The 22,145-nt window shown below is 43.2% G+C and carries 21 protein-coding genes; 4 read left to right on the top strand and 17 right to left on the bottom strand.

The genetic code is table 11. The annotated features are described in order from the left end of the window. Nucleotides 1-12: 12 nt before the first annotated feature. From bshC to BS614_RS24555, 8 genes are all read right to left on the bottom strand, one after another. Nucleotides 13-1,644 carry a bacillithiol biosynthesis cysteine-adding enzyme BshC gene (bshC, locus tag BS614_RS24520; RefSeq protein WP_074095855.1) on the bottom strand — a complete coding sequence of 544 codons (1,632 nt, stop codon included), beginning with the start codon at nt 1,642-1,644 and terminating at the stop codon, nt 13-15. A gap of 158 nt (nt 1,645-1,802) precedes the next feature. Further along, the gene (locus BS614_RS24525) at nt 1,803-3,572 is read right to left on the bottom strand and encodes an ABC transporter ATP-binding protein (RefSeq protein WP_036614890.1); all 1,770 of its coding nucleotides are present in this window, start codon (nt 3,570-3,572) and stop codon (nt 1,803-1,805) included. 17 nt (nt 3,573-3,589) lie between these two features. After that, a complete protein-coding gene (locus tag BS614_RS24530) occupies nt 3,590-4,471 on the bottom strand; it encodes an ABC transporter permease (protein ID WP_370511422.1) in 882 nt (293 codons plus the stop codon). Nucleotides 4,472-4,518: 47 nt separating this feature from the next. Next, a complete protein-coding gene (locus tag BS614_RS24535; RefSeq protein ID WP_425320285.1) occupies nt 4,519-5,418 on the bottom strand; it encodes an ABC transporter permease in 900 nt (299 codons plus the stop codon). A 223-nt stretch (nt 5,419-5,641) separates the two neighbouring features. Beyond that, nucleotides 5,642-7,339, bottom strand: coding sequence for a peptide ABC transporter substrate-binding protein (locus BS614_RS24540; protein WP_074095857.1), 1,698 nt, complete (start codon nt 7,337-7,339; stop codon nt 5,642-5,644). A 153-nt stretch (nt 7,340-7,492) separates the two neighbouring features. Next, on the bottom strand, nt 7,493-7,867 hold the full coding sequence (locus BS614_RS24545; RefSeq protein ID WP_036614898.1) for a DUF3397 domain-containing protein: 375 nt from the start codon (nt 7,865-7,867) through the stop codon (nt 7,493-7,495). Further along, nucleotides 7,867-8,826 (bottom strand): ketopantoate reductase family protein, encoded by a 960-nt coding sequence (locus BS614_RS24550; protein WP_074095858.1) that lies wholly within the window; start codon nt 8,824-8,826, stop codon nt 7,867-7,869. The genes BS614_RS24545 and BS614_RS24550 overlap by 1 nt, the downstream gene beginning before the upstream one ends. 150 nt (nt 8,827-8,976) lie before the next feature. Next, nucleotides 8,977-9,627 carry an RsfA family transcriptional regulator gene (locus BS614_RS24555; RefSeq protein ID WP_036674824.1) on the bottom strand — a complete coding sequence of 217 codons (651 nt, stop codon included), beginning with the start codon at nt 9,625-9,627 and terminating at the stop codon, nt 8,977-8,979. A gap of 314 nt (nt 9,628-9,941) precedes the next feature. Between BS614_RS24555 and BS614_RS24560 the strand changes: the two genes are divergently transcribed. After that, complete coding sequence (locus BS614_RS24560; protein WP_017687281.1) at nt 9,942-10,178, top strand: DUF2626 domain-containing protein; 237 nt, start codon at nt 9,942-9,944, stop codon at nt 10,176-10,178. A gap of 184 nt (nt 10,179-10,362) precedes the next feature. Next, nucleotides 10,363-11,442 carry a coiled-coil domain-containing protein gene (locus BS614_RS24565; protein ID WP_074095859.1) on the top strand — a complete coding sequence of 360 codons (1,080 nt, stop codon included), beginning with the start codon at nt 10,363-10,365 and terminating at the stop codon, nt 11,440-11,442. Nucleotides 11,443-11,465: 23 nt separating this feature from the next. Here BS614_RS24565 and BS614_RS24570 read toward each other — a convergent pair whose 3' ends face one another. Both BS614_RS24570 and BS614_RS24575 read right to left on the bottom strand, forming a co-directional pair. Beyond that, nucleotides 11,466-12,737, bottom strand: a complete 1,272-nt coding sequence (locus BS614_RS24570; RefSeq protein ID WP_074095860.1) for an ABC transporter substrate-binding protein — start codon at nt 12,735-12,737, stop codon at nt 11,466-11,468. A 221-nt stretch (nt 12,738-12,958) separates the two neighbouring features. Then, nucleotides 12,959-14,293, bottom strand: a complete 1,335-nt coding sequence (locus tag BS614_RS24575) for a PhoH family protein (RefSeq protein ID WP_074095861.1) — start codon at nt 14,291-14,293, stop codon at nt 12,959-12,961. Between the two features lie 152 nt (nt 14,294-14,445). On the opposite strand from BS614_RS24575, the gene BS614_RS24580 reads away from it, so the two are divergent. Continuing rightward, a complete protein-coding gene (locus BS614_RS24580) occupies nt 14,446-15,141 on the top strand; it encodes a YhcN/YlaJ family sporulation lipoprotein (RefSeq protein ID WP_074095862.1) in 696 nt (231 codons plus the stop codon). Between the two features lie 7 nt (nt 15,142-15,148). Here the strand turns inward: BS614_RS24580 and BS614_RS24585 are convergent, their stop codons facing one another. From BS614_RS24585 to BS614_RS24615, 7 genes are all read right to left on the bottom strand, one after another. Then, entirely contained in the window at nt 15,149-15,601 is a 453-nt protein-coding gene (locus BS614_RS24585; RefSeq protein ID WP_074095863.1) for a pyridoxamine 5'-phosphate oxidase family protein, read from the bottom strand. Nucleotides 15,602-15,699: 98 nt separating this feature from the next. Beyond that, nucleotides 15,700-16,761 (bottom strand): LCP family protein, encoded by a 1,062-nt coding sequence (locus tag BS614_RS24590; RefSeq protein WP_074095864.1) that lies wholly within the window; start codon nt 16,759-16,761, stop codon nt 15,700-15,702. A 91-nt stretch (nt 16,762-16,852) separates the two neighbouring features. Then, nucleotides 16,853-17,149 (bottom strand): YlaH-like family protein, encoded by a 297-nt coding sequence (locus BS614_RS24595; protein ID WP_036614990.1) that lies wholly within the window; start codon nt 17,147-17,149, stop codon nt 16,853-16,855. 298 nt (nt 17,150-17,447) lie between these two features. Further along, nucleotides 17,448-19,292, bottom strand: coding sequence for a translational GTPase TypA (typA, locus tag BS614_RS24600; protein WP_036674819.1), 1,845 nt, complete (start codon nt 19,290-19,292; stop codon nt 17,448-17,450). Nucleotides 19,293-19,469: 177 nt separating this feature from the next. Beyond that, nucleotides 19,470-19,964, bottom strand: coding sequence for a hypothetical protein (locus tag BS614_RS24605; RefSeq protein ID WP_100527044.1), 495 nt, complete (start codon nt 19,962-19,964; stop codon nt 19,470-19,472). A 243-nt stretch (nt 19,965-20,207) separates the two neighbouring features. Continuing rightward, nucleotides 20,208-20,549: a hypothetical protein gene (locus BS614_RS24610; RefSeq protein ID WP_017687271.1), complete on the bottom strand. Its 342-nt coding sequence runs from the start codon at nt 20,547-20,549 to the stop codon at nt 20,208-20,210. Nucleotides 20,550-20,670: 121 nt separating this feature from the next. Then, a complete protein-coding gene (locus BS614_RS24615; RefSeq protein WP_074095866.1) occupies nt 20,671-21,327 on the bottom strand; it encodes a TerC family protein in 657 nt (218 codons plus the stop codon). 87 nt (nt 21,328-21,414) lie between these two features. Here BS614_RS24615 and BS614_RS24620 point away from each other — a divergent pair, with 87 nt between their 5' ends. Further along, complete coding sequence (locus BS614_RS24620; protein ID WP_047843768.1) at nt 21,415-22,125, top strand: TerC family protein; 711 nt, start codon at nt 21,415-21,417, stop codon at nt 22,123-22,125. Nucleotides 22,126-22,145: the final 20 nt, after the last annotated feature.

Raw genomic sequence — 22,145 nt, forward strand, 5'->3', positions numbered from 1 at the left:
TTATAAAGGGCTCTATAGTGCAATAACCTTATGCTCTCCAAGGAATTCGCTTGAGGCCTTAATCAGTTCATCGATCCACCCGGTGCCATAACGATTCAGGTAAAAGAGTGCATTATGTACTCGTTCCTGTGGTTTGCCCGTTGGGAATAAGGAGTTCTGAATGCCGTTCCAGTGCCTTAGACTCACATTATGTTTATCTTCAATAGCTTTGTGAGTCTGCTGTTTCAGATACTGCATTTGCTCGTTGATTTTACTCAAATTGGTGTCACCAATTCGTTCCAGCCCAGGATGAATCTCCGCAATCTCATCTAGCAACGGTCCATACAGATCAAGAAACGCTTCCTGAACCTTGTCAAACTGTTCATCTACCTGGAACGTCTCCTGCTGTGCGAGCCACTGCTCCTTCTTTTTTTCCATATGATATTGAACATCCTGAAAAGAAAGTCCATATTGTTTCATATGTTTGTGATGAATATCTTCCATAATGGTGAAAGACAACCGCGGCAACAAAATGGGCATTTGCAGGCCGAACTGACGGAATGCTTCCCGAGTCAAACCCCAATATGCAATTTCACCTTGCCCCAAAATAACAGCGGCTACAGGCAACACGGAATCTTGCATTAATGGTCGTGTCAATACGTTGTTACTGAAGCGCTCCGGATGTTCTCCCAGTTCCTGAAGCAAACGTTCCTCTGTGAAAGAAACCAGACCTTTGCGATCACTATATAAACCGTCCTTCAACAACAAGAGTAGACGCGTACCTTCATGAATGTAGAACAGATTGGCTCCATCCTCTGCTACTTCGGCAGGCATAGCATAACCAGCTTGTTGTACCAGCGAAGCACCTTGTGTGTATGCGCTGCGCAGCACTTCATTTTTTCGTATCAACCGCTCAAACACGGGCTGTTCCAACCTGCGTAAATCTGGATCCGATGCATCCATTAGAACAAGTCCACTACTGGCAAACAAGACAGATATCATGCGGGCAAATGCATCACTCAGATTTGAACTGGATTGATGGATCTCTGTGATGCATTTCATCAGTCCTGGTTTATGTATCGTATCAGGTAAAAGATGTTCCACCTGTTCGAGTACATTCACCCACTGCTGCGAATCCACATGAACATTACTCACAGAATCCCTTCCTGCGAATCGTCCTTGTAACTTAACCTTCTTCATGTCTCCCTGATGATCAGGTAGATATGTGTGGTTAACCTCATCCCAGTCATGGTCTTCACCGGCAATCCAAAATACTGGGACTACCGGGCGTTGAAGTCTTTCTTCCGCTTCACGCGCAGCTGCCACTACGCTGGCGGCTTTGTATATGACGAACAGTGGTCCGGTGAGCAGACCGCTCTGCTGTCCTCCTGTAACCACTAGTGCATCTTGTTCTGCAAGGCGTGTGATGGACGCATGAACCTCTCCATGGTCGTTCACCCGCTTATTATATATACGTAAATACTCTGCCAGATCACGACGATCAATACGTGTGTTTTCCGATTGGTCCAGCCACTCGGCACGCGCCTGAAGTCCTGATTCCCAGCGAATGTCATACTCGTAAAGGCCACGCGCAGCATCTCTTGAACAGATATAATCTTCTGCAAGTCTTGATCCGCTGCGGAGTGCCTCGGTAATACCGTTCATGAGGTCTGCCTCCTATTCTGCTTCAAAGAGCCTTTCTTGATTGTACCGAATTCAAGGCCGCTTCGTCAAAAGAAAGTGATTAAAATACGAAAAAAAACCGCCGAACGAGTCGGCGGCATTTAATACATCAATAATAGCATATCGCTTTAATATTCCTATTATACGTAAGGTTCTGCAACCCAGTGACCTTTGGAAACCTCAATCAATTGAGAATTTTCCAGGTTGTACGGATCATTTGCAGGTCCGCCAGATCCATTCTGAATCGGGCTCATATGCTCTTCTGGCAGCAAGATGCGACGTTTGTTCGCTTCCACTTCCGGATCAGGTACAGGGATCGCGGAAAGCAATGTTTTGGTGTAAGGGTGGACAGGGTTCGCATATAGTTCTTCACTTTCTGCGAGCTCAACCACTTTACCCATGTACATTACAGCTACACGGTCACTGATATGTTTAACCATTGACAAGTCATGCGCAATAAACAGGTATGTCAAGCCGAGACGTTGCTGAAGTTCTTCAAGCAATTTAACGACCTGCGCCTGAATGGATACATCCAGTGCAGACAATGGCTCATCACAGATGATGAATTTAGGGTCTACAGCAAGCGCACGCGCAATCCCGATCCGTTGTCTTTGACCACCGGAGAATTCATGTGGATAACGAAGTGCATGACTTGGATTCAAACCTACCAGATCAAGCAGTTCCTCCACTCGTCTCTTGCGCTCTTTAGAGCTGGAAGCCAGACCATGAATATCGAGTGACTCCCCGATAATATCCATAACATTGAAACGCGGGTTAAGAGATGCATATGGATCTTGGAAAATCATCTGCATATCTTTACGCATTTCTTTCATTTTACGCGGGGACAACTTGTAGATATCCGTTCCGTTGAAGTTAACATTTCCGCCAGTTGGCTCATAAAGACGCAGAATGGTACGACCTGTTGTGGATTTACCACAGCCAGACTCGCCTACAACGCCAAGTGTTTCACCTTCAAAGATATCAAAGCTTACGTCATTGACCGCTTTGAGAATGTTACCTTTACCCAAATTAAAGTACTGTTTCAAGTTTTTCACTTGTACCAGAGGCTTATTGCTGCCTTTGATAATACCAGCCGGAGCTGGTTTTTCCTTTTTGGGCTCGTCCAGACGAGGCAAAGCATTCAGCAATTTAATGGTGTATGGATGTTGAGGGTTACTAAAGATTTCAGCAGTTGTTCCTGTTTCAACAACTTCGCCTTCCTTCATAACAACAACACGGTCACACATACCCGCTACGACACCAAGGTCATGCGTAATCAGCATGATCGATGTTCCCAGCTTTTGCTGCATGTCTTTCATGACATCCAGAATTTGAGCCTGAATTGTGACGTCAAGTGCAGTTGTCGGCTCATCCGCAATCAGAAGGGATGGACGACATGCAAGCGCGATCGCAATCATGGCACGCTGACGCATACCACCAGAGAATTGGTGAGGATAATGATTCATGCGAATAGCCGCATTTTTAATACCTACAAGTTCCAGCATCTCCAAAGCCGCTTTATTCGCCGCTTGTTTGGACATGTTCTGATGCTTGCGCAATACTTCAGTAATTTGTTTACCAATTTTAATAGTAGGATTCAATGAAGTCATTGGATCTTGGAAGATCATACCGATATCTTTACCACGAATCGCTTCCATTTGTTTGTCTGTCTTGTTCAGCAGGTCTTGCCCGTGAAAAGTAATTTCTCCGCTTTTGACCTTCGAAGGCGGGGAGGGAATCAATTTCATGATGGTTTGGGCAGTAACACTCTTACCACTACCCGATTCACCTACGATCCCCAGCGTCTCTCCTTTGCCAAGTTCAAAACTCACATGTTTAACGGCATCAAATTCACCAGAACGTGTTGAGAACGACACACTCAGGTCTTTGACAGTTAAAATCGGCTCCATAATCCCACCTCCTGTTTCTATTTACGTAATTTCGGATCGAGTGCGTCACGCAGACCGTCTCCGAGCAAGTTAAATGCAAGCATTGTAAGAACCATCAGACCTGCTGGGAACCACATCCGCCACGGGAATAGCGTCCAGCCTGTAAGTGCATCATTGATCATAGAACCAAGTGAAGATCTTGGTGCTGATACACCCAATCCAAGGAAGCTCAGGAACGCTTCAGCAAAGATTGCATTTGGAATGGACAACGTCAATGTTACAAGAATCGGTCCTATTGCATTGGGCAACAAATGACGGAACAATTGACGCCCTGTGCTTGCTCCCATGGACCTTGCAGCAAGAATAAAGTCTCTGTTTTTGAGTTGCATAATTTCACCACGCACAATCCATGACATGCTGATCCAGCCTGTGATGGTGAGGGCAATGATAATCGTTGTCAGACTTGGTTCCAGTACAACCAGCAACAAAATTACAACAAGCATGTACGGCAAGGAGTAGAGGATTTCGGAAAACTTGTTCATAATTCCATCTACACGTCCACCGTAGAAACCCATGATCGCTCCATAAATAACCCCGATAACAAGGTCAATCAAGGCTGCGGCCAAACCTACAGTAAGGGATACACGCGCTCCTACCCAAGTTCTTACCCACACGTCGCGACCAAGCTCGTCCGTACCGAACCAGTGCTCCGCACTCGGTGCTGCATTGGCATTCAACAAATCATTGGAATAATAATTATAACTTGTAAACAAAGAAGTTGGACCAATCAAAGAGAAAATCACGACAAGAACCAACACACTCAGACTGATCATTGCAGCCTTATTGGTTGCAAGTCTGTACATGGCATCTTTAAAAAGGGATACACTTTCTTGCGGTTTAACCGCTGCCTGACTAGTCAGGTTCGTGTTCGCCGTTTCATTCTTTTTATTATTCGTGCCAGACAACGTTATGCCCCCTTCCGGCTTTCCAGCTTAATTCTAGGATCAATCAGCACGTAAGCGATATCCGTAAAGAAACGAGCCAACATCAGGAGGATACCATAGAAAATCGTGATCCCCATGATCATAGTGTAATCACGGTTTGTGATACTCTCTACGAATACTTTACCAATTCCCCCGATGTTAAAGATCTGTTCAATTACAACGGAACCTGTGATGATATTCGCTGTCATTGGACCAACATAAGTTACTACTGGTAAAATACCGTTTCTTACAACGTGTTTAAACATAATAGCAGGCCATTTCAAACCCTTTGCTTTAGCTGTTTTGATATAATCTGCATGTAATACTTCAAGCATGCTTGAACGCGTCAAACGAGCGATAAAGGCAATTGGTGATGCAGATAACGCTGCAACCGGAAGAACATAATCCAATGGACCATCAAAGCCCATTACGTTAAACCAGCCTAATTTAGTAGCAAAGAGATACTGCAATAGTGAAGCAAGCAAGAAGCTCGGAACAGCTATACCTATAACGGCAAAGACCATCGTGACATCATCAAGCAATTTGCGATGGTAAACCGCTGCCAGAAGACCCAGCAACACACCAACAATAATGGAGATAATGATCGCAAAGATTCCAAGCTTCAGCGAAGCGGTGAAAGTCTGGACAATCATGTCAGACACGCTTTGATTAAGGTAGTTCATTGAAACCCCGAAGTCTCCCTTTAAAATACCACCCATATACTTCAGGTATTGTTCATACATCGGCTTGTCCAGACCATATTTCACCTCAAGAAGGGCCCGAATTTCAGGTGATACTCTTTTTTCGGATGTAAAAGGATCACCCGGAATGGCCTTCATCAGGAAAAAGGTAGCTGATGCGAGTATGAAAAGAGATAGCAGCATAAATAGTAGTTTTTTCAATACGTACTTAACCAACCCTTGCACACCTCCACAAACAATATTTTGTATACAAATCGATTGTAGAATTAGACAGAAATAAAGTCCAATCCATTTATCGGAAATTTCAAGAATTATAAGGAAAATCGGTGCACATACAAAAAAATCGGGATATATATGGAATTCCACATATATATCCCGAAGTAATCATATTAGACTTCAGAACAACTTATTTCTCTTCCAGATATGCACGAGTGTAGTCAATAGCTCCACTGAAATCAAGTTGTACACCTTTCAGGTAAGGCTTAGTCAAAGATACGTTAGTGTAATAATAGATTGGCATAACGCCCATTTCATCTTGAATCAGAACTTTCTCTGCGTCAGCAAAAGCACTCATACGTGCAGCAACATCAGTTGTTTTTACAGTATCTTCGAGGTCTTTATCATACTGTGCGTTGCTAAACTTGGAGTCATTGTTTGTATTTCCAGTTTTCCACATTTCCAAGAAGTTGAACGGATCGTTGTAATCAGCAGACCAGCCCGCACGAGCAACTTGGAAGTTTTGTTTTTGACGGTTATCTAGGAAGACTTTCCACTCTTGGTTTTCTGTTTTCACATCAACACCGAGATTTTGTTTCCACATGTCAGCAACCGCCAAAGCGATTTTCGCGTGACCGTCACTTGTGTTGTAGATCAAAGTCACTGCTGGCAATGTTGTGTAGCCTTCTTCCTTCATACCTTCAGCAAGCAATGCTTTAGCTTCGTCCACATTTTCAGTGAAGTAATCGTCTTTGTGCTCATCACGGAATTCACCGTTTTCACCACGGATACCTGGAGGTACAAAGCCGAATGCTGGAATTTGTCCACCTTGTGTTACTTTGTCAACAATCAGCTGACGGTTAATGGACATTGCAAATGCTTTACGGATTTTAGCATTATTAAATGGTGCTTCGTTTACGTTGAACTGGTAGTAGTACGTACTTGCAATACCAGTAGCTTTGAACTCGTCCGGCAATTCCGCTTTTACAGAAGGAATTTGGTCGGATGGAATTTCACCGTTAGGTGCACCAGTGTAGTCCAATTGTCCTGATTTGTAAGCTTGTAGTTCGGAAGCACTGCTATTTGTCAGAGACATATTAATTTCAGCTAATTTGATGTCAGCAGCTGCATGATAGCCTTCGTTTTTCTTCACAACAATTTTTTGACCTTTAGCGTATTGATCCATTACAAATGGTCCGTTAACGATCATGTTTTTGTAGTCTGTGAAGAACTTGTCATTTGTATCAGCAGATGCATGTACTGGGTAGTACGTGTAGAATGCTGTTAGACCCAAGAAGTAAGGTGTTGGGTTTTCCAACGTTACTTCAAGCGTGTGCTCATCAGTAGCTTTAACGCCTACTTGTGAGAAATCTGTGATTTTAGTACCTTTGAAGTCTTTGTCTTGGCTCATATTAAAGCCTTCTGCACCTTTGATGTAGTACAATTGGTAAGCATATGGAGAAGCTGTTTCCGGTTTCAAAGCACGTTCCCATGAACGTACAAAGTCTTCGGCAGTAAGTGCATCACCGTTGCTCCATTTTGCTTCCGGGTTCAGGTTGAAAACATATTTCAACCCATCTTCGGAGATAGTCCAGTCTTTAGCAACACCTGGAGCTTCTTTACCATCAGCATCGATGCGTACAAGACCTTCATACAAGAATTTCAGAACTGTGTTAGTTTGGCTGTCTTTTGCTTGAGCCGGGTCAAACGTAGGAGGCTCAGCTGACAGGTTGATTTTCAGAATTTGATCTTTAGCAAGACCATTTCCTTCGTTTGCAGAACCAGTATCGGTGTTACCTGTGCCTTCGTTTTTCGATCCGCACGCTGCAAGTACGGTACCGAACGCCAAAATCAGCGTCAAAAGGACTAATAGACTTTTCCTTTTCATCTAACACGTTCCCCCTAAATTGATATGGTTTATATGTTTATAGATTATACAACCACCGGTCAAAAAAATCTACATTACTTTTTCAGAAAGTAATGTTTTTTTCAGTTTTCGACAAAATCGACACATTTTTCGCCTCTTTTGCGTTATGTAACCTCACATCTGTTGCATGAAGTATCTAAATAATCCAAATAAAGTAAACAAAACATACCCGAAACTCATGATGACGAAAGACATGCGCCATACGGCCCGGAACATTCTACCCCTATCGACCTTCCCTTTTAGTCGATTTTGCGCACCCCCGATGAATCCAAGTGCTACTAGTATGAGTATTAATGTCAGATAAAAACCAAAATTCGAATCAAATGTTAAGTTGAATAACGCTGAAACTGAAAATACAAGAAAAAAAGTGGTTACATCCATTGCCATTCGCAATGCTTTACGTTTGTCTTTTTTCCATACGTACATGCCCCAATAGACAAGAAAGAACGGAAAAAAGGGCAATATGCTCAACACAATAAAAAGTCCCATTAATTCACTCCTTCCGGTTGCATTCCTTCAATCAGATGAAGCAGTATTTCATGTGTAGGTGCAAAAAGGTCCAACTTCTGTGCCATCTTTACAATATGACCGTTAATTGACCTCACTTCTGTACCACGTCCAGCGAGAACATCTGCAAGCATGGAGGAAGTATTCGTGGCAGTAGAACGACAGACCGATATCAGTTGATCCCACATATCCTGATCCAAACATATTCCACTTGCAGAGTAGATTAACAATACTTCATCATATAACTGGCGCATTAGCCTCTTTCGTTCTTCCTTGACGATCAATTCTCCATTAGGGATTCGCCATAGTGCCGTGAGCGGGTTAATGACTGAATTAATCAATAGTTTCCTGTATATCAGCTTATCGATTTCATTCGACACTGTACAGTCAAATCCTGCCTGCTGCAACGATCCCGACAGAGTAAATGTTCTCTTCTCCTCTATAGAGGTAGAAGCTCCTATATGTATGTTGTACCTCCCCAGCCTAGTTTCACCTGTACCTGCACGAGTCACCTGACTTTGTGTTCGCTTCGCACCTTCTGTTGTAACCGCACTACACAGAAGCGACTTTGGCAAAGCTGCTTGAAGTTTTGTAAGATGGCCCATCCCATTCTGAAAACAAGCGACATTCAGCACATGATCTTGTAATGGACTAATCTCATCAATGAAATCATCAATGCTTGTCTGCTTAACCATGAGCAGTAACCATTCTCCTGGTGTGTTCTTCCATGTGTCAGTCAGCTTACTTATTGGTTTCGCCTGTATTTGATCCGGTAGAATATGTATCTCCTCGTCTTGTTCCACAATGGTTACTCCATTATGGCTGAGGAGGTCTGCCTGAGCTGTTGTTCTGGTCCAAAATCTGACCTGGTTACCTGACGCCAGCAGTTTCCCGCCATACAAAAGACCAAGTGCCCCCGCTCCTACGATGTCAAAGATCATATGATGCACTCCTCTCCGCTTCAGTAGTTTCTCTTCTATTATCTATAATAGAACAAAAACACCAAACTAAAAACCCGTCATACCTGCCGTTGTGTAACGGAGGTGTGGCGGGTTCATACCTGACTTTCACAAATCAAACGTCTGAATTTGTTATTCAATTCGTTCCAGATTCCCGTTGGCATCCATCTTGAAACGTGTCTTAAGTTCCTCTTCTTCTTCGGACAAAAATGCGAGTCTGCGAGCCCGATCCATAATCTGAATCAAAGCTTTGTAGTCGTCATTCACCACACGGTAATCCGTCTGTACTTCATTCACTTCCTTGGAGAGACGGTCATTCTCAAGACGTAGTTCAAGCAATTCATCTTCTTTCTCCCGCAGCTCCTTCTCCAGCATCTTGAGTTGACGACTACTCTCCTGCACCGTTCCCTTCCATTGTCGCAGGAAGCGGATTACTGCATCCATCGATAATGAATCGTCTGAGATCCCATCTGATTTGTACAGATGTTCTTCAGTGTCCAGTGTAGACAGTGCTGCAACCTGCGGTCCGAGCATAGCTGGTTGCTTTCTGAGATAACTTCGTTTTTGTCGTTGTGCCTTGGCGTTACTGATGGCAGAATCATACTTTTTACGTACACAACTGTTCCAGCGAAAACCGCATGCAGCAGATGTTCTGCCTATTTTTTCGCCCACCTCTTCAAAAGCGGCCAATTGTGTACTGCCTTCCCGAATATGACGCAAAGTAACCTCAGCCAATATCAAATCGTCCTCTGTACTCCAAGCATCCTGTCTCACTGCAGTCATGCTATAATACCCTCCTAACAACATCCTAAAATAACCGTCCGCATTACCGGAAGCCCGGTATGTGAATTAGGTATAAAAGCTGCTTCATTCATTCTTATGCCTCTCATAGAGTTCATAGAATTGATTTCATACTAAAATGTATTTCCACATTCAGGCTTGCTCATACGTGACATACGTAAAACATATCCCTCCATACTTACTTTGAGCAAAAAAAGAATTCGCTTTCATATCCAAATTTGTTTACACGTTTTTCCTTTCCCGGTATAATGTTGTGTAGACAATCTATGAACGTACTTAGGAGAGGAGGATTTACCGTGGCACGCATGTTTCGGGTACTCGGGTTCTTCACGCTTGCAATTGGCCTGATGGCTTTTGCGGGAGATCTGGTCGAAATGGCTTTGCTTTTTTTCCTGCAGACTGCGTTTTTTGTCATTTTGGGATACTTGAAATTTACCGAGCGAACGTACATATTGCTCTTCTGGGGTTATATGATCGTAACATTCACGGGGTTCAGCTACTGGACCGTATTCGAAATGGGTTTGCCGCTCTAATCCACCTGCAGCATCAAAGTGATCCGATATCTGTCGGGTTGCTTTTTTGTTGTGTTCAGATTAAATGAATGTTCATGGTGTTATGTAACCACTAAGGATATTTCACGTATTTGTTTCATATATTGTCTGGAAGACAACAAGCCTGTACGATTGTCATTTAAGAAGTGGAAAGGAGAATGGATCGGTGAAACGTCAACACGGCATTTCCGCCTTTATATTATGCATCATTTTATTCCTCCAGCTACCTTTAGCCTATGCCTATGGAGAGTCTTCACCTGAGGATACACGTGAGATATTACAAAAAAGTCTATCCATCGTTGAAATCGATCATGAAATCGAACGCATCACCGAAAGGCAGAAGCAGCTGGGTCAACAACACGAGACATTATCCGTCCAGCTGCAGGAACAGGAAGAGCAGATACATATTCAGCAAGATCGGGCCGGAGCTGTAGTGAGGTCCTACTACACAGGAGAACGCGACAGCCTCCTCATGACGGTCCTGGGAGCCAGGTCATTCAAAGACCTGTTTGTACTGTATGATTATTACCAGATTATTATCGGACGGGATCAGGCTGTGCTGGACAAGTATCAGGACCGTTATCGCAATCTGCAACAGACTTCCACTCAGATTCGTCAGACTACAACAGAATTAACCGAAATGAAGACTAATCTTCAAAACCAGCGGGAACGTGTAGTCGCCTTGCAAAAAGAAGTGGATGCCCAAATAGCCACCAGCGGAGATGTGGCAGCGATTCAGAAACTGATGGATGAATTAACCCTTTATTGGGAGAACATCGGCATCTATGAGGTGAAACGATATTTCAAAGCATTGGCATCTGCCATGCAGAACCTGCCTGATTTTATCCAAAAACAAAACGGAGGTATATCCACGACTGGAACAACGTATACGATTCGAATTAGGCAGGATGAGCTTAATGCATTTCTTCGTTCCCAAAATTCAATCTTTGAAGACTTTGCCTTTCAGTTTAATCAGGATAAGATTATAGCTTCCGGTCAGCGGGATCAGTTGCAATTAAGCATAGAAGGACATTATACGGTAGAAAATGAACCCCAAAACTCCATTCGTTTTCATGTGGACAAACTTGTATTCAACCAGCTTGAATTACCAGACACCACTCGCCGAATGCTGGAAAGAGAATTTGACCTTGGGTTCTATCCACAGAAAATCCTCTCGTTTGTGAAAGCAACCGATGTTTCGACAAGTGAAGGCATACTGGAAGTAAAACTAGCTATATCCTTTTAAAGAGGTTGAACACGAACTTAAAGTTAATTCGTCGTTTTAATACTGTCTACGTATTGATTCGCTGTAATTTCACCCTTTAAGAATTGTTGTACTTTTTTATGAAAACGAGTTATTAGAGCATGACTTTCGGTCGTGGCAGCAGGGACATCTTGGGTGGTCGGGAACCAGGATTGTCCCTTTGTCATGTCATAACGTCCAACGAGTTTCTCAGACTCCAAATCCAGCTCCTGTTGCTTTGCGGGCAACCGGTTAACCTGTTGGTACCATTTCAGCTGTGTCGTAGCGGACGTCATTCCTTCAATCCATCTACTGGCCTCCTCAGCCTCAACCGAACCCGCAGTAATAACAAGGCTTCTGGAGTTTACGGTTTCCAAGGTTTCGAAAGAAGTCCGCTCCAAAGAATCTTTATCAACTGCACTCGCTTGATCCGCATTCAATAATTGAGATAACAATGATACAACCATTGGTGTGCCGTTCTGGTCAGCAGTTGGAGAGAACTCTGAATTGGTAGACTCCAGCTTAATAAGGGGCTGAATCTGATTCATCAACTGAATCCCCTGCTGAAGATTCCCCGTTTGCGAATCTATTTGTGTTCGTTTAACTTGGTCTGGTGCCATTTTCGGTTCCAAATGATTCAGCCACGCATTTGTCCCGTACATATCATTGATGTTCATTGTAATTAAAGGGGTGCCTTCCGCAATGGCTTGTTGAGTAAGTTTGACCCACTGATCTTTATTGCGAGGTAATGACTCCAGACCAGCTCTCTTCAGAAATGAAGATTGTGTAGCCAGAATGTACGGATCAAAATCAAAAGGCATTCCCCACTGATAACCATTCCACTCTGTCATTCCCCGTAACCCAACTACCGTATCTCCTAGCGACTTCGATAATGTGGTTCCGTTTAACGGATACAGGTACCCTTTTTGGGCATAGTATTGCACTTCCTCACTATCAAGCAGAACAACATCACCGTTCTCTCCTAGTGAAAATTCAAGATCCAAAACATGCTTATATGTATCCGGCTTCTCATTCCGAAGATTAATCTCTACCAGCTGGGAAGCAGCAACTTCTTTAGCTATTTTTTGAAAGGCTTGGAACTCTTCATCCGACATGGCCACTACAATCTCCAGCGGAGCTTGAGCATCTTCATTACGGGACGAAGACCCAGGAAAAGCATCCTTCTCCTGATCCCGTTCCTGATTGAGCTGCGAACCTCTAAAGTCAAAACTCGGTGACAAGATCGTTAACGAAAGCAGCAATACCGCGAATAAAACAACCTGATGTCTACGCTTCATTAACTTCCCTCCCTGTTCACCTAGTTTTTTCCTGCAGCAATTATTGTAACAAATAAGTAGTACTCTTGTCCTACCCTGCCGAAAAACACTTTTTCGGATTTTTGCATAATACGAGCATATCGAGTTCTGTGTAATAACGCTTACTTATTTTTTCAGCAAAAAACCGGCTCCAGGAGCCGGCTTCAATAACAACATTTTCCGGGAAATAAATCCCCTGAATTTTACAATAAATCAGCTGCAAGTTGTGCCAGTTTGGACCGTTCTCCTTTTTCGAGCATGATGTGTCCGCTGATTCCCTCTTGTTTGAACCGTTCCACGATATACATCAGACCATTACTGGCAGAATCAAGATACGGATGGTCTATCTGTTCGGGGTCTCCCATCAAAATAATCTTACTGCCTTCACCGACCCTTGATACAATGGTCTTCACTTCGTGGCGCGACAGATTCTGGGCTTCATCAATAATGATAAACTGTCCAGGTATTGATCTTCCACGAATATACGTTAAGGCCTCCACCTGAATACTGCCAAGCCCCATCAGGATTTTATCGATATCTCCGGCTTTTTTGGTGTCAAACAAAAACTCCAGATTATCATATATCGGTTGCATCCATGGACGAAGTTTTTCTTCCTTCTCACCAGGCAAATAACCGATATCTTTCCCCATCGGAACGACAGGACGAGCAATCAACAGTTTTTTGTATTTATGATCATCCTCTACCTTAAGCAGACCTGCTGCAAGTGCCAGCAAGGTTTTTCCTGTTCCGGCTTTACCGGTGATAGTAACAAGCGGGATGTCATCATTTAAAAGCAGTTCCAGTGCCATGCGTTGTTGTGCGTTACGTGCACTAATACCCCAGACATTATCATTACTGAGGAAAAGCGGCTCCAGCTTTGTTCCCTCTGTGTTCACTTTAAGCAAAGCCGATTTATTGGTTCCCATCTCATCCTTGAGAATGACAAATTCATTCGGATACAACGAATAAGACAACTGCAATGGTTTGATTGGTAAAAAACGATATGTGTAAAACTCATCAATCACTGACGGATGAACTTTTAGGGCCGTATAACCTGGATATAACTCACTGAGTCCTGCCGTCCGATCTGATAAGTAATCCTGCGTGAACAGACCAAGTACATCCGCTTTGATACGCACAAGTACATCTTTACTGACAAGCACGACCTGACGTTCAACTACTTCCTTTTCATTCTCCTCAATCTGATAATTCAGTGCGACAGCCAAAATGCGATTATCGTTGGACACTTCACCAAACATTTCCTGAACTTTCACGAAACTCCGATGATTCAGCTCTACTTTCAGGTTACCTCCATTAGCCAAAGGTACCCCACTGTGCAAGTGACCCAGCTCTCGTAATCCATCTAACAGTCTGGATACATTACGGGCATTACGCCCAATTTCATCGGCATTTCTTTTTTTGGAGTCGATCTCCTCCAGTACAACCGCGGGAATGATTACCTCATGTTCCTCAAAGGCAAATATGGCATTGGGGTCATGCAGAAGCACGTTGGTATCCAATACAAAAATCTTTTTCATTCAATCCCCTCCAAAGCGGCGTCGTTAAAGGCATGAATAGTGTGATCTTTCAGCAGCGGCATGGACAATCATGATCCCATACATAAATGTATTCGACTAGGGCAAAATAATTGTCAACCATTCTGAAAAACTCCAAGAAAGGATGAACATTTATGAAAATATGGGTTTACACGCTGCTTCTGATCTTTATACTTACAGGTTGCAACAGTTCCACACGCAGCGCTTCGCCGAATCAAGGTACACATGCGAAAGGTTACGGAGGAAATGTAACAACTCAGCAAGATCAAGGGAAAGGATCTCACATGCTCAATGCACAGGAAGATCGGATGAATCCTTCACGTTTGGACCGTCTCAATGAGAATACAGGTGAAGTCCATGATACCAATACTGCAGATGATGCAAAGAGTGGCCGGATGCCAAATGAAAAACGAATCAATCACCTTAAAGCCCTTGCCAAACAAGTAGAAGGTGTTGAAGATGCGAACTGCGTCATACTCGGTAATACAGCTGTAGTTGGCATCGATGTTGATGGTGAACTGGAACGTGCTCGGGTGGGTACCATTAAGTACGCTGTTGCCGAAGCACTTCGCAAAGACCCCGAAGGTATAGATTCCATCGTTACTGCTGATGCAGATGTCACTGAACGAATTAAAGAGATTGGTGAACATATTCGTCAAGGGCACCCAATTTCGGGTTTTGCTTCAGAACTCGCTGACATGGTGGGACGAATTATCCCTCAACTCCCGAAAGACGTCAAAGTCCGTCAAAATCCGGATGAACACATGAATCAAAAACAACAAATGCAGCAGCTGCATTCATCGGACAAAAGACAACAAAAAGCCCAGTGATCTCTCACTAGGCTTTTTTCATGGCAGCAAAAACCTGCTCATCTAATTTCTCAGCAGCACGCTGATCATATATTTTGACATATTGAGGCACAGAGGACAATTGAGCGCCGTAAAACAGAGCATTCCTCACCGCTTCAATTGTAATGTCGAAACAGCACATATTAAATGGAACGTCCAGCAGCGGATCTTGTCGTACCGCAGCACGTCCGTTCACTGCGTACACCGTCTCTTCTCCAAAGACAGTTACCGTAATGAGCTGATTAGTAATCATGTTATTCACTAAACGTGAACGATGATCGATCGCTACACGAAAAGTAGAAGCATTCTCCGCATAAATCCAGGAGATGGCTGTTGAAGTCGGACCTCCGGATTCTACATCCACTGTGCTCAGAAGCACAAAGGTCTCATTCTTGAATTGCTGTAAAAGAGATTCAGTTAATTGTGTGACGGCTTCGGACATTCAACCAGCCCCCTAACCTTCTTTATGCAATTCTTGTACTTGGTTTATGTTATTATAGCATACCGATTAACGTGCTTCCAATCCCAAAAGAATGATGGTTATTCACCTGAAGGTGAAGCCGTTACTTTACCTGAAAGTGTATCTTGTAATGCCTGCTTGGCATTGGCGAGTTCCGTCTCATTAATATACACATATGGACTTCTCCACTCTCCGGTAACCGGAGTATAATGCACATCCGAAGTGGAAATGTTCCAATACGTCGAGATAAAGTTTTTCATTTGTTCCGATTCCACATCTGTCGTCATATTCTTGTCAACTGCACCAATCACTTTGCTGATCTTTGTAATGCCCCCAAGAGATTTCATCTGATCCAGCATGGAGTTCAGCACTTGGTTTTGACGTTTATTACGATCAAAGTCGTTGGATTCATCAGTCTTTGGATTACAATTGGATTTGCGGTAACGAACAAAATCTAGTGCTGCTTTACCATCGAGATGTTGTGCGCCTGCGACCAGATTGATATCTGTACCATCGGCTGTATCTCTATAACACATATTTTTATCCACAGTCACATCCACGCCACCCACGGCATTGACAGCATCACGGAATGCCTGGAAATTCAGGACGGTTGTATAATTAATATCTACATCCAAATACTTGCCCATCATTTCTTTCATCTGATCCTCTGCATTTTTGCCAGTGGTTTTTTCCTGTGCTTTGAATCTTGGATAATAGGAATTCAGCTTGTTGGATTTGTACCCATCCAATTGAATACGCGTGTCTCGAGGCAAAGATACAATGGTTGCCGTCTTGGTCTTCGGATTCAACGAAGCCACCATAACAACATCCGAGAGATATGTGCCAGTTTCAGGACGGTTATCTGTGCCTAATAACAGCATCGTGATCGGTTTGGTTGTGGCTGACATCCCGGGAGGTACCGGTTTATCGATGCCTGTATCCACGACTTGATTGTATACCCAGTACGCATATCCACCGCCTACCACAATGGCAATAACCAATAGACTTAAAAGGATTCTGCCAAAAGCATTCATTCTCTTTTTCTTCTTAGGCTGCTTGCCCTTGCCATTCTTCGATCCAGAAGCACCGGATTGCGTTGGTGCCTGTCTCCGTGGAGGCAGTCCGTTCGAATTTGAGTTCATATCTTCAACACCTTTATCACATCTGTTTTTGTCTAAATAAAAGACAACCGCTTTCCCTAAGGAAAACGGATGGTCTGTACCAAGACAGGATTTATGAGTTTCGAGCGGCAGCTTCCGCTTTTTTCTTTTGACGACCTTCAATAAAATAACGCACTCTCACTAATAACATCAAACCAACTGCCACCAGCAAACATTGAATGATGGGAAGCTTGTCGATTTGAAAAATAAGAAGCATGAATGTGCCCATCGCCATCAAAATATAGAGAACGATTTCCTTACCAAGTGGCAATTTCTGACGTACCCGAAACACCTTGTTATATACGTAAGTAATCAATACAAAGATGACGATGTAGGCTACGATCGGGTGTGATGCGAACCATGCTTGCATGCACAGCCAGCTCCTTTCGTGTTCATGCTAGAGTATAAGTTAACTATTGTGAAACCCTTTCGATAACTCTGAGTAAAACACACATCGGAAGTGACCGTTCCGGTATCGGATCGTTCTTTTGATCGCTGTTATCCCCAGATTTTTTTGATCCATTTTTCAATGGTAAAATCCGGGGATAAAGGCGAACGCTTCGCTTCTACAGAATCGATTCCGATCCCTTCACTACTTCCACTGTGCATAACATCGTTGACTTCTGTATTCCATCAAATGCTAACTTATATAGCTTATTTTGTTGTTATTAGGCTTTAGAAGCCATTTTGCGTTGTTTTTCTGCACGCTCACGCTCGGATTTGTTCAGGATCTTTTTACGAAGACGAATAGATTTTGGTGTAATCTCACAATATTCATCTTCATTCAGATATTCAAGCGCCTGTTCCAATGAGAAGATAATCGGAGTTTTAATTTTAACCGTATCATCTTTACCGGAAGAACGAACGTTAGTCAGTTGTTTTTCTTTGCAGATGTTAACAACGATATCATTGTCACGTGTATGTTCACCAACAATCATACCTTCGTAGATTTCAGTACCCGGCTCCAAGAAGAGCGTACCGCGATCTTCAACGCCCATCATGCCATAGAACGTGGATGTACCCGTTTCAGTTGAGATCAACACGCCTTGGTGACGTCCACCCACTTGACCGGATACTACTGGAGCGTAGCTGTCAAATGCATGGTTCATTACACCGTAACCACGAGTCAATGTCAGGAAGTTTGTGCTATATCCGATCAAACCGCGTGCTGGAATCAGGAACTCCAGACGAACTTGACCACTACCTGTGTTAACCATGTTAACCATCTCTGCTTTACGTGCGCCCAGGCTCTCCATTACGGAACCCATGCTCTCTTCAGGGATATCAATCAACAAGCGCTCAACAGGTTCCATTTTCTTACCGTCAACTTCTCTTACGATAACTTCTGGTTTGGATACTTGAAGCTCATATCCTTCACGACGCATGTTTTCAATCAGGATACCCAAGTGAAGCTCACCACGTCCGGAAACGATAAATGCATCCGGGCTATCCGTTTCGTCAACACGAAGGGAAACGTCTGTTTCCAACTCTTTGAACAAACGCTCACGAAGTTTACGGGAAGTTACCCATTTACCTTCACGACCTGCGAATGGACTGTTGTTCACGAGGAACGTCATTTGCAGTGTTGGCTCATCAATTTTCAAAACTGGCAAAGCTTCCGGGTTGTTAGGGTCGGCAATGGTTTCACCAATGTTGATGTCCTTGATCCCTGCAATGGCAACGATGTCGCCTGCTCCTGCTTCTTCCGTCTCAATACGTTTGAGACCCTGGAAACCGAACAGTTTCTCGATACGTGCAGTTTTGCTCTTACCATCACGCATAATAACCGTTACCGATTGTCCTTGACGGATCACACCGCGGTTAACACGACCAATGGCAATACGGCCAAGGTATTCATTGTAGTCCATCAAAGTAACGAGGAATTGAAGCGGTTCTTCAACATTTTCGGTAGGATGTGGGATATGACTAACGATGGTATTGTAGATCGCCATCATGTTGTCATCTTGTTTGGCAGGATCATTATCCATGCTGGATGTTCCGTTCAATGCGGAAGCATATACAACAGGGAATTCGAGTTGTTGATCGTTGGCACCCAGTTCAATGAACAGGTCCAATACTTCATCAATAACCTCAGTCGGACGAGCCGCTGGACGGTCAATTTTGTTTACAACAACGATTGGTGTCAGGTTATGCTCAAGTGCTTTACGAAGTACAAACTTCGTTTGTGGCATACAGCCTTCATAAGCATCAACAACGAGCAATACACCGTCAACCATTTTCATGATACGTTCAACTTCACCACCGAAGTCGGCGTGTCCTGGTGTATCCACAATATTAATCAGGTAATCTTTATAAGTTATAGCCGTGTTTTTGGCCAAAATCGTAATACCGCGTTCACGCTCCAAATCGTTGGAGTCCATTACGCGCTCCTGTACCGTTTCGTGATCTCGGTAAGTACCGGATTGCTGGAGCAACTTGTCAACGAGTGTTGTTTTTCCGTGGTCGACGTGGGCAATAATCGCAATATTGCGAATGTGTTCTCTTGAATGCATGTTTTGTATCCATATCCTTTCCAATTTCAAATCATATCTACTTAAACTTCCCGCAATTTCGCAGGTTACTCACAAAATAAGCGTCGGTGATATCCCGACGCATGTCTATATCCCTTATATTATAGTTTATTATAGGTAAAAATCAAGATATTTCGCACGAAAAGACCACTGGGAATGTTACCAGCCTCTCCCTTGACGTCCTCGTCCAAGTAATAACCAGACTCCGCCCAAGATCAAAAGGACAGCAAGTACATAGATTATTCCCGTTTGCAGCAAGGTAAATCCGAATAATATGATCGACACCGCACCAAGGATCAAAGCCACAGGTAACACATATTCCGGTCTTCGTCGTTCAGCCATTCCATATTCGAGTAACCCTATGGCGATCCCTAGCAAGAATGCTGGCCACAGCCTGCTCATAAGTCCAGCGCCCCATGTATTCGTTATACTGAATAACACACCATACACCGTTAGTATGCCGGCAGGAACGAGTGACCACGATGGTGAAATACGCGCATAATATAACGCATGAAGGGCGATGCCTGGCAGCAGGATCAGCAAAGGCCAGAAATTACGACCAATAAATCCAAACACGCCAAACTTGCCAAGCAGAATAATAATTCCCGCAGCTACAATAAATAGTCCAATCGCTTTTTCATTTCTCATCCTCAATCACCTCTTATACCATGGCTGGCTATGTATGATGTAAATTTTAATCAACTAGCGTTTCATGATGACACTTTCATTGACCTGCGTCTAGTTTATCCATTTTCACCAAAAACTGCATTTTGATTTAAATATGTTAAGAATGATAACTCTATTTTTCTTAATAAAAAATTAGAACCCCATCTTAATAAGATGAGATTCTAATTTCATTTTACTATTAACGAACTACCTTGTAAATATAGGTGATGATCAATCTAGCTCCTGAACAGTTCCGGAATATACTACCGTCCAGTTACTTCCTACAATCTTGGGGCTTGATGACAATTTAAGAATTCCATAATATCCATCTTGAACCTCTGCACTGTAACTTATTGATAATGGAATCATGGATTCAACATATTCAGATGTTGGATAATATTTCACAATTTTAACGTTTTTAGAATGATTTTGAATAGTTATTGGATCCTTAATTGATGATACACTTTGAGACGCCTGAATTACATTAAGTGTAGAAGCATTGGATGCTAATGCAGGTGTCACCATAGAGAGTGATAAAATAGAAGCAGACAGGATAATTGATATTTTTTTCATTGATCTCACCTTCCAAATTATAATTTAATCACATCCAGATAATACCACAAAAATGTATATTATTCTATATTTTTTCACAAAAAAGTATTTTAAACGATTTATAACCAACTAAATCAACACTTCATTTTATCCTCACAAATTTCTCAAAAAATCCCAACATAACAACAAAACAAGACATAAAAATCGGTAATAACATATGCACCTCTGATGCCATACCTCCCAGCCATTCTCCTAACTTGGGGTCTTTCATCACCATCTCACCTGCTGTGAAGGCCAGGATGCCTGATCCGACGAATACAAGAATCGGAAATCGCTTCAACAAACCAACAATTAAGCCGCTCCCCCATACGACGATGGGGATACTGATTGCAATACCAATGACGATCAGAGCCAAATCTCCATCTGCCAAAGCCGCTATGGCCAAAACATTATCCAAACTCATTACAAAATCGGCAATCAGAATGGTTTGAATGGCTTTCCAGGTCGTAGAAGCTTCTCGAATATGTACTTCATCCTCATTTTGAAGCAGCAGCTTTACTGCAATCCAGAGTAGCAACAGCCCACCTGCCGCTTGGATAAAGGGAATTCCCAGCAATAATACCGCTACAAAGGTTAACACACAACGCAGCAGCACCGCGCCAAAAGCTCCCCACCATACCGCTTTTTTGCGTTGTATTGGTGGCAGATCCTTGCTGGCAAGCGCAATAACAACCGCATTATCTCCACTTAATACCAGATTGATCATTAAAATTTCAGTTAACAGCCATAGTGTATCCATGTCCTCATCCCCCCACATTAACTTGTATGTCGGAGTTGTCCATGCTATTCTTAATGATTGAACCGTATATAAGGAGTGACATATATCATGGAGCTATTTAGTCCCACATTCTGGCTGGCTTTGCTGAACGTTGTCTTTATTGATCTAATTCTGGCTGGGGATAATGCCATCGTCATTGGTCTCGCAGCTCGAAACTTGCACCCTTCCGTGCAGAAAAAGGCGATTCTATATGGAACTGGCGGCGCACTTTTGATTCGAATTTTAGCAACAGTTGTTGTTTTATGGTTGCTTAAAGTTCCGTGGCTCTTGCTTGTGGGAGGCATACTTCTGATCTGGATTGCCTATAAATTATTGGCGGATCAGGGAGATGAACACAATGATGTCCAGGCGGGAACTTCCTTGTGGACTGCTATTCGTACCATCGTGATCGCGGATGCAGCCATGGGATTAGATAACGTGATTGCAGTTGCTGGAGCAGCGCAGCAGCATCTCGTGCTTGTAATCCTTGGACTCCTGATTAGTGTACCTATTATCGTCTGGGGCAGTACCCTGTTTATCAAGCTAATTAATCACTTTCCTTGGATTATCTATGTCGGAGCCATTGTTCTGGGGTATACGGCTTCCAATATGATCACTGAGGAACAGCGACTCTTGCCTTACTTTACGGAACATCCGGCATTGCGCATTCTCTTTATCGTTGTGGTTATTGCAGGTGTAGTCTTTGCAGGTTATCGCAAACGCTCCAGCAGTTCCAGCCACAAGGGATCTGGTGGGGAACAGCAGCGATCTTATTCGTAGGCTAATTAAACTAACAATTT

The organism is Paenibacillus xylanexedens (genome assembly GCF_001908275.1).
GTDB lineage: Bacteria > Bacillota > Bacilli > Paenibacillales > Paenibacillaceae > Paenibacillus > Paenibacillus xylanexedens_A.

Excerpts from the sequence above, each read along its gene's own strand:
- BS614_RS24595 (WP_036614990.1), bottom strand. The coding sequence starts at position 17,149 with ATGCAAGCATGGTTCGCATCACACCCGATCGTAGCCTACATCGTCATC.
- BS614_RS24550 (WP_074095858.1), bottom strand. The coding sequence starts at position 8,826 with ATGATCTTTGACATCGTAGGAGCGGGGGCACTTGGTCTTTTGTATGGC.
- BS614_RS24535 (WP_425320285.1), bottom strand. The coding sequence starts at position 5,418 with ATGCTGCTATCTCTTTTCATACTCGCATCAGCTACCTTTTTCCTGATG.
- BS614_RS24615 (WP_074095866.1), bottom strand. The coding sequence starts at position 21,327 with ATGGATACACTATGGCTGTTAACTGAAATTTTAATGATCAATCTGGTA.
- BS614_RS24525 (WP_036614890.1), bottom strand. The coding sequence starts at position 3,572 with ATGGAGCCGATTTTAACTGTCAAAGACCTGAGTGTGTCGTTCTCAACA.
- bshC (WP_074095855.1), bottom strand. The coding sequence starts at position 1,644 with ATGAACGGTATTACCGAGGCACTCCGCAGCGGATCAAGACTTGCAGAA.
- BS614_RS24585 (WP_074095863.1), bottom strand. The coding sequence starts at position 15,601 with ATGTCCGAAGCCGTCACACAATTAACTGAATCTCTTTTACAGCAATTC.
- BS614_RS24555 (WP_036674824.1), bottom strand. The coding sequence starts at position 9,627 with ATGACTGCAGTGAGACAGGATGCTTGGAGTACAGAGGACGATTTGATA.
- BS614_RS24610 (WP_017687271.1), bottom strand. The coding sequence starts at position 20,549 with ATGAAAAAAATATCAATTATCCTGTCTGCTTCTATTTTATCACTCTCT.
- BS614_RS24570 (WP_074095860.1), bottom strand. The coding sequence starts at position 12,737 with ATGAAGCGTAGACATCAGGTTGTTTTATTCGCGGTATTGCTGCTTTCG.
- BS614_RS24620 (WP_047843768.1), top strand. The coding sequence starts at position 21,415 with ATGGAGCTATTTAGTCCCACATTCTGGCTGGCTTTGCTGAACGTTGTC.
- BS614_RS24575 (WP_074095861.1), bottom strand. The coding sequence starts at position 14,293 with ATGAAAAAGATTTTTGTATTGGATACCAACGTGCTTCTGCATGACCCC.
- BS614_RS24540 (WP_074095857.1), bottom strand. The coding sequence starts at position 7,339 with ATGAAAAGGAAAAGTCTATTAGTCCTTTTGACGCTGATTTTGGCGTTC.
- BS614_RS24545 (WP_036614898.1), bottom strand. The coding sequence starts at position 7,867 with ATGGGACTTTTTATTGTGTTGAGCATATTGCCCTTTTTTCCGTTCTTT.
- BS614_RS24590 (WP_074095864.1), bottom strand. The coding sequence starts at position 16,761 with ATGAACTCAAATTCGAACGGACTGCCTCCACGGAGACAGGCACCAACG.
- typA (WP_036674819.1), bottom strand. The coding sequence starts at position 19,292 with ATGCATTCAAGAGAACACATTCGCAATATTGCGATTATTGCCCACGTC.
- BS614_RS24580 (WP_074095862.1), top strand. The coding sequence starts at position 14,446 with ATGAAAATATGGGTTTACACGCTGCTTCTGATCTTTATACTTACAGGT.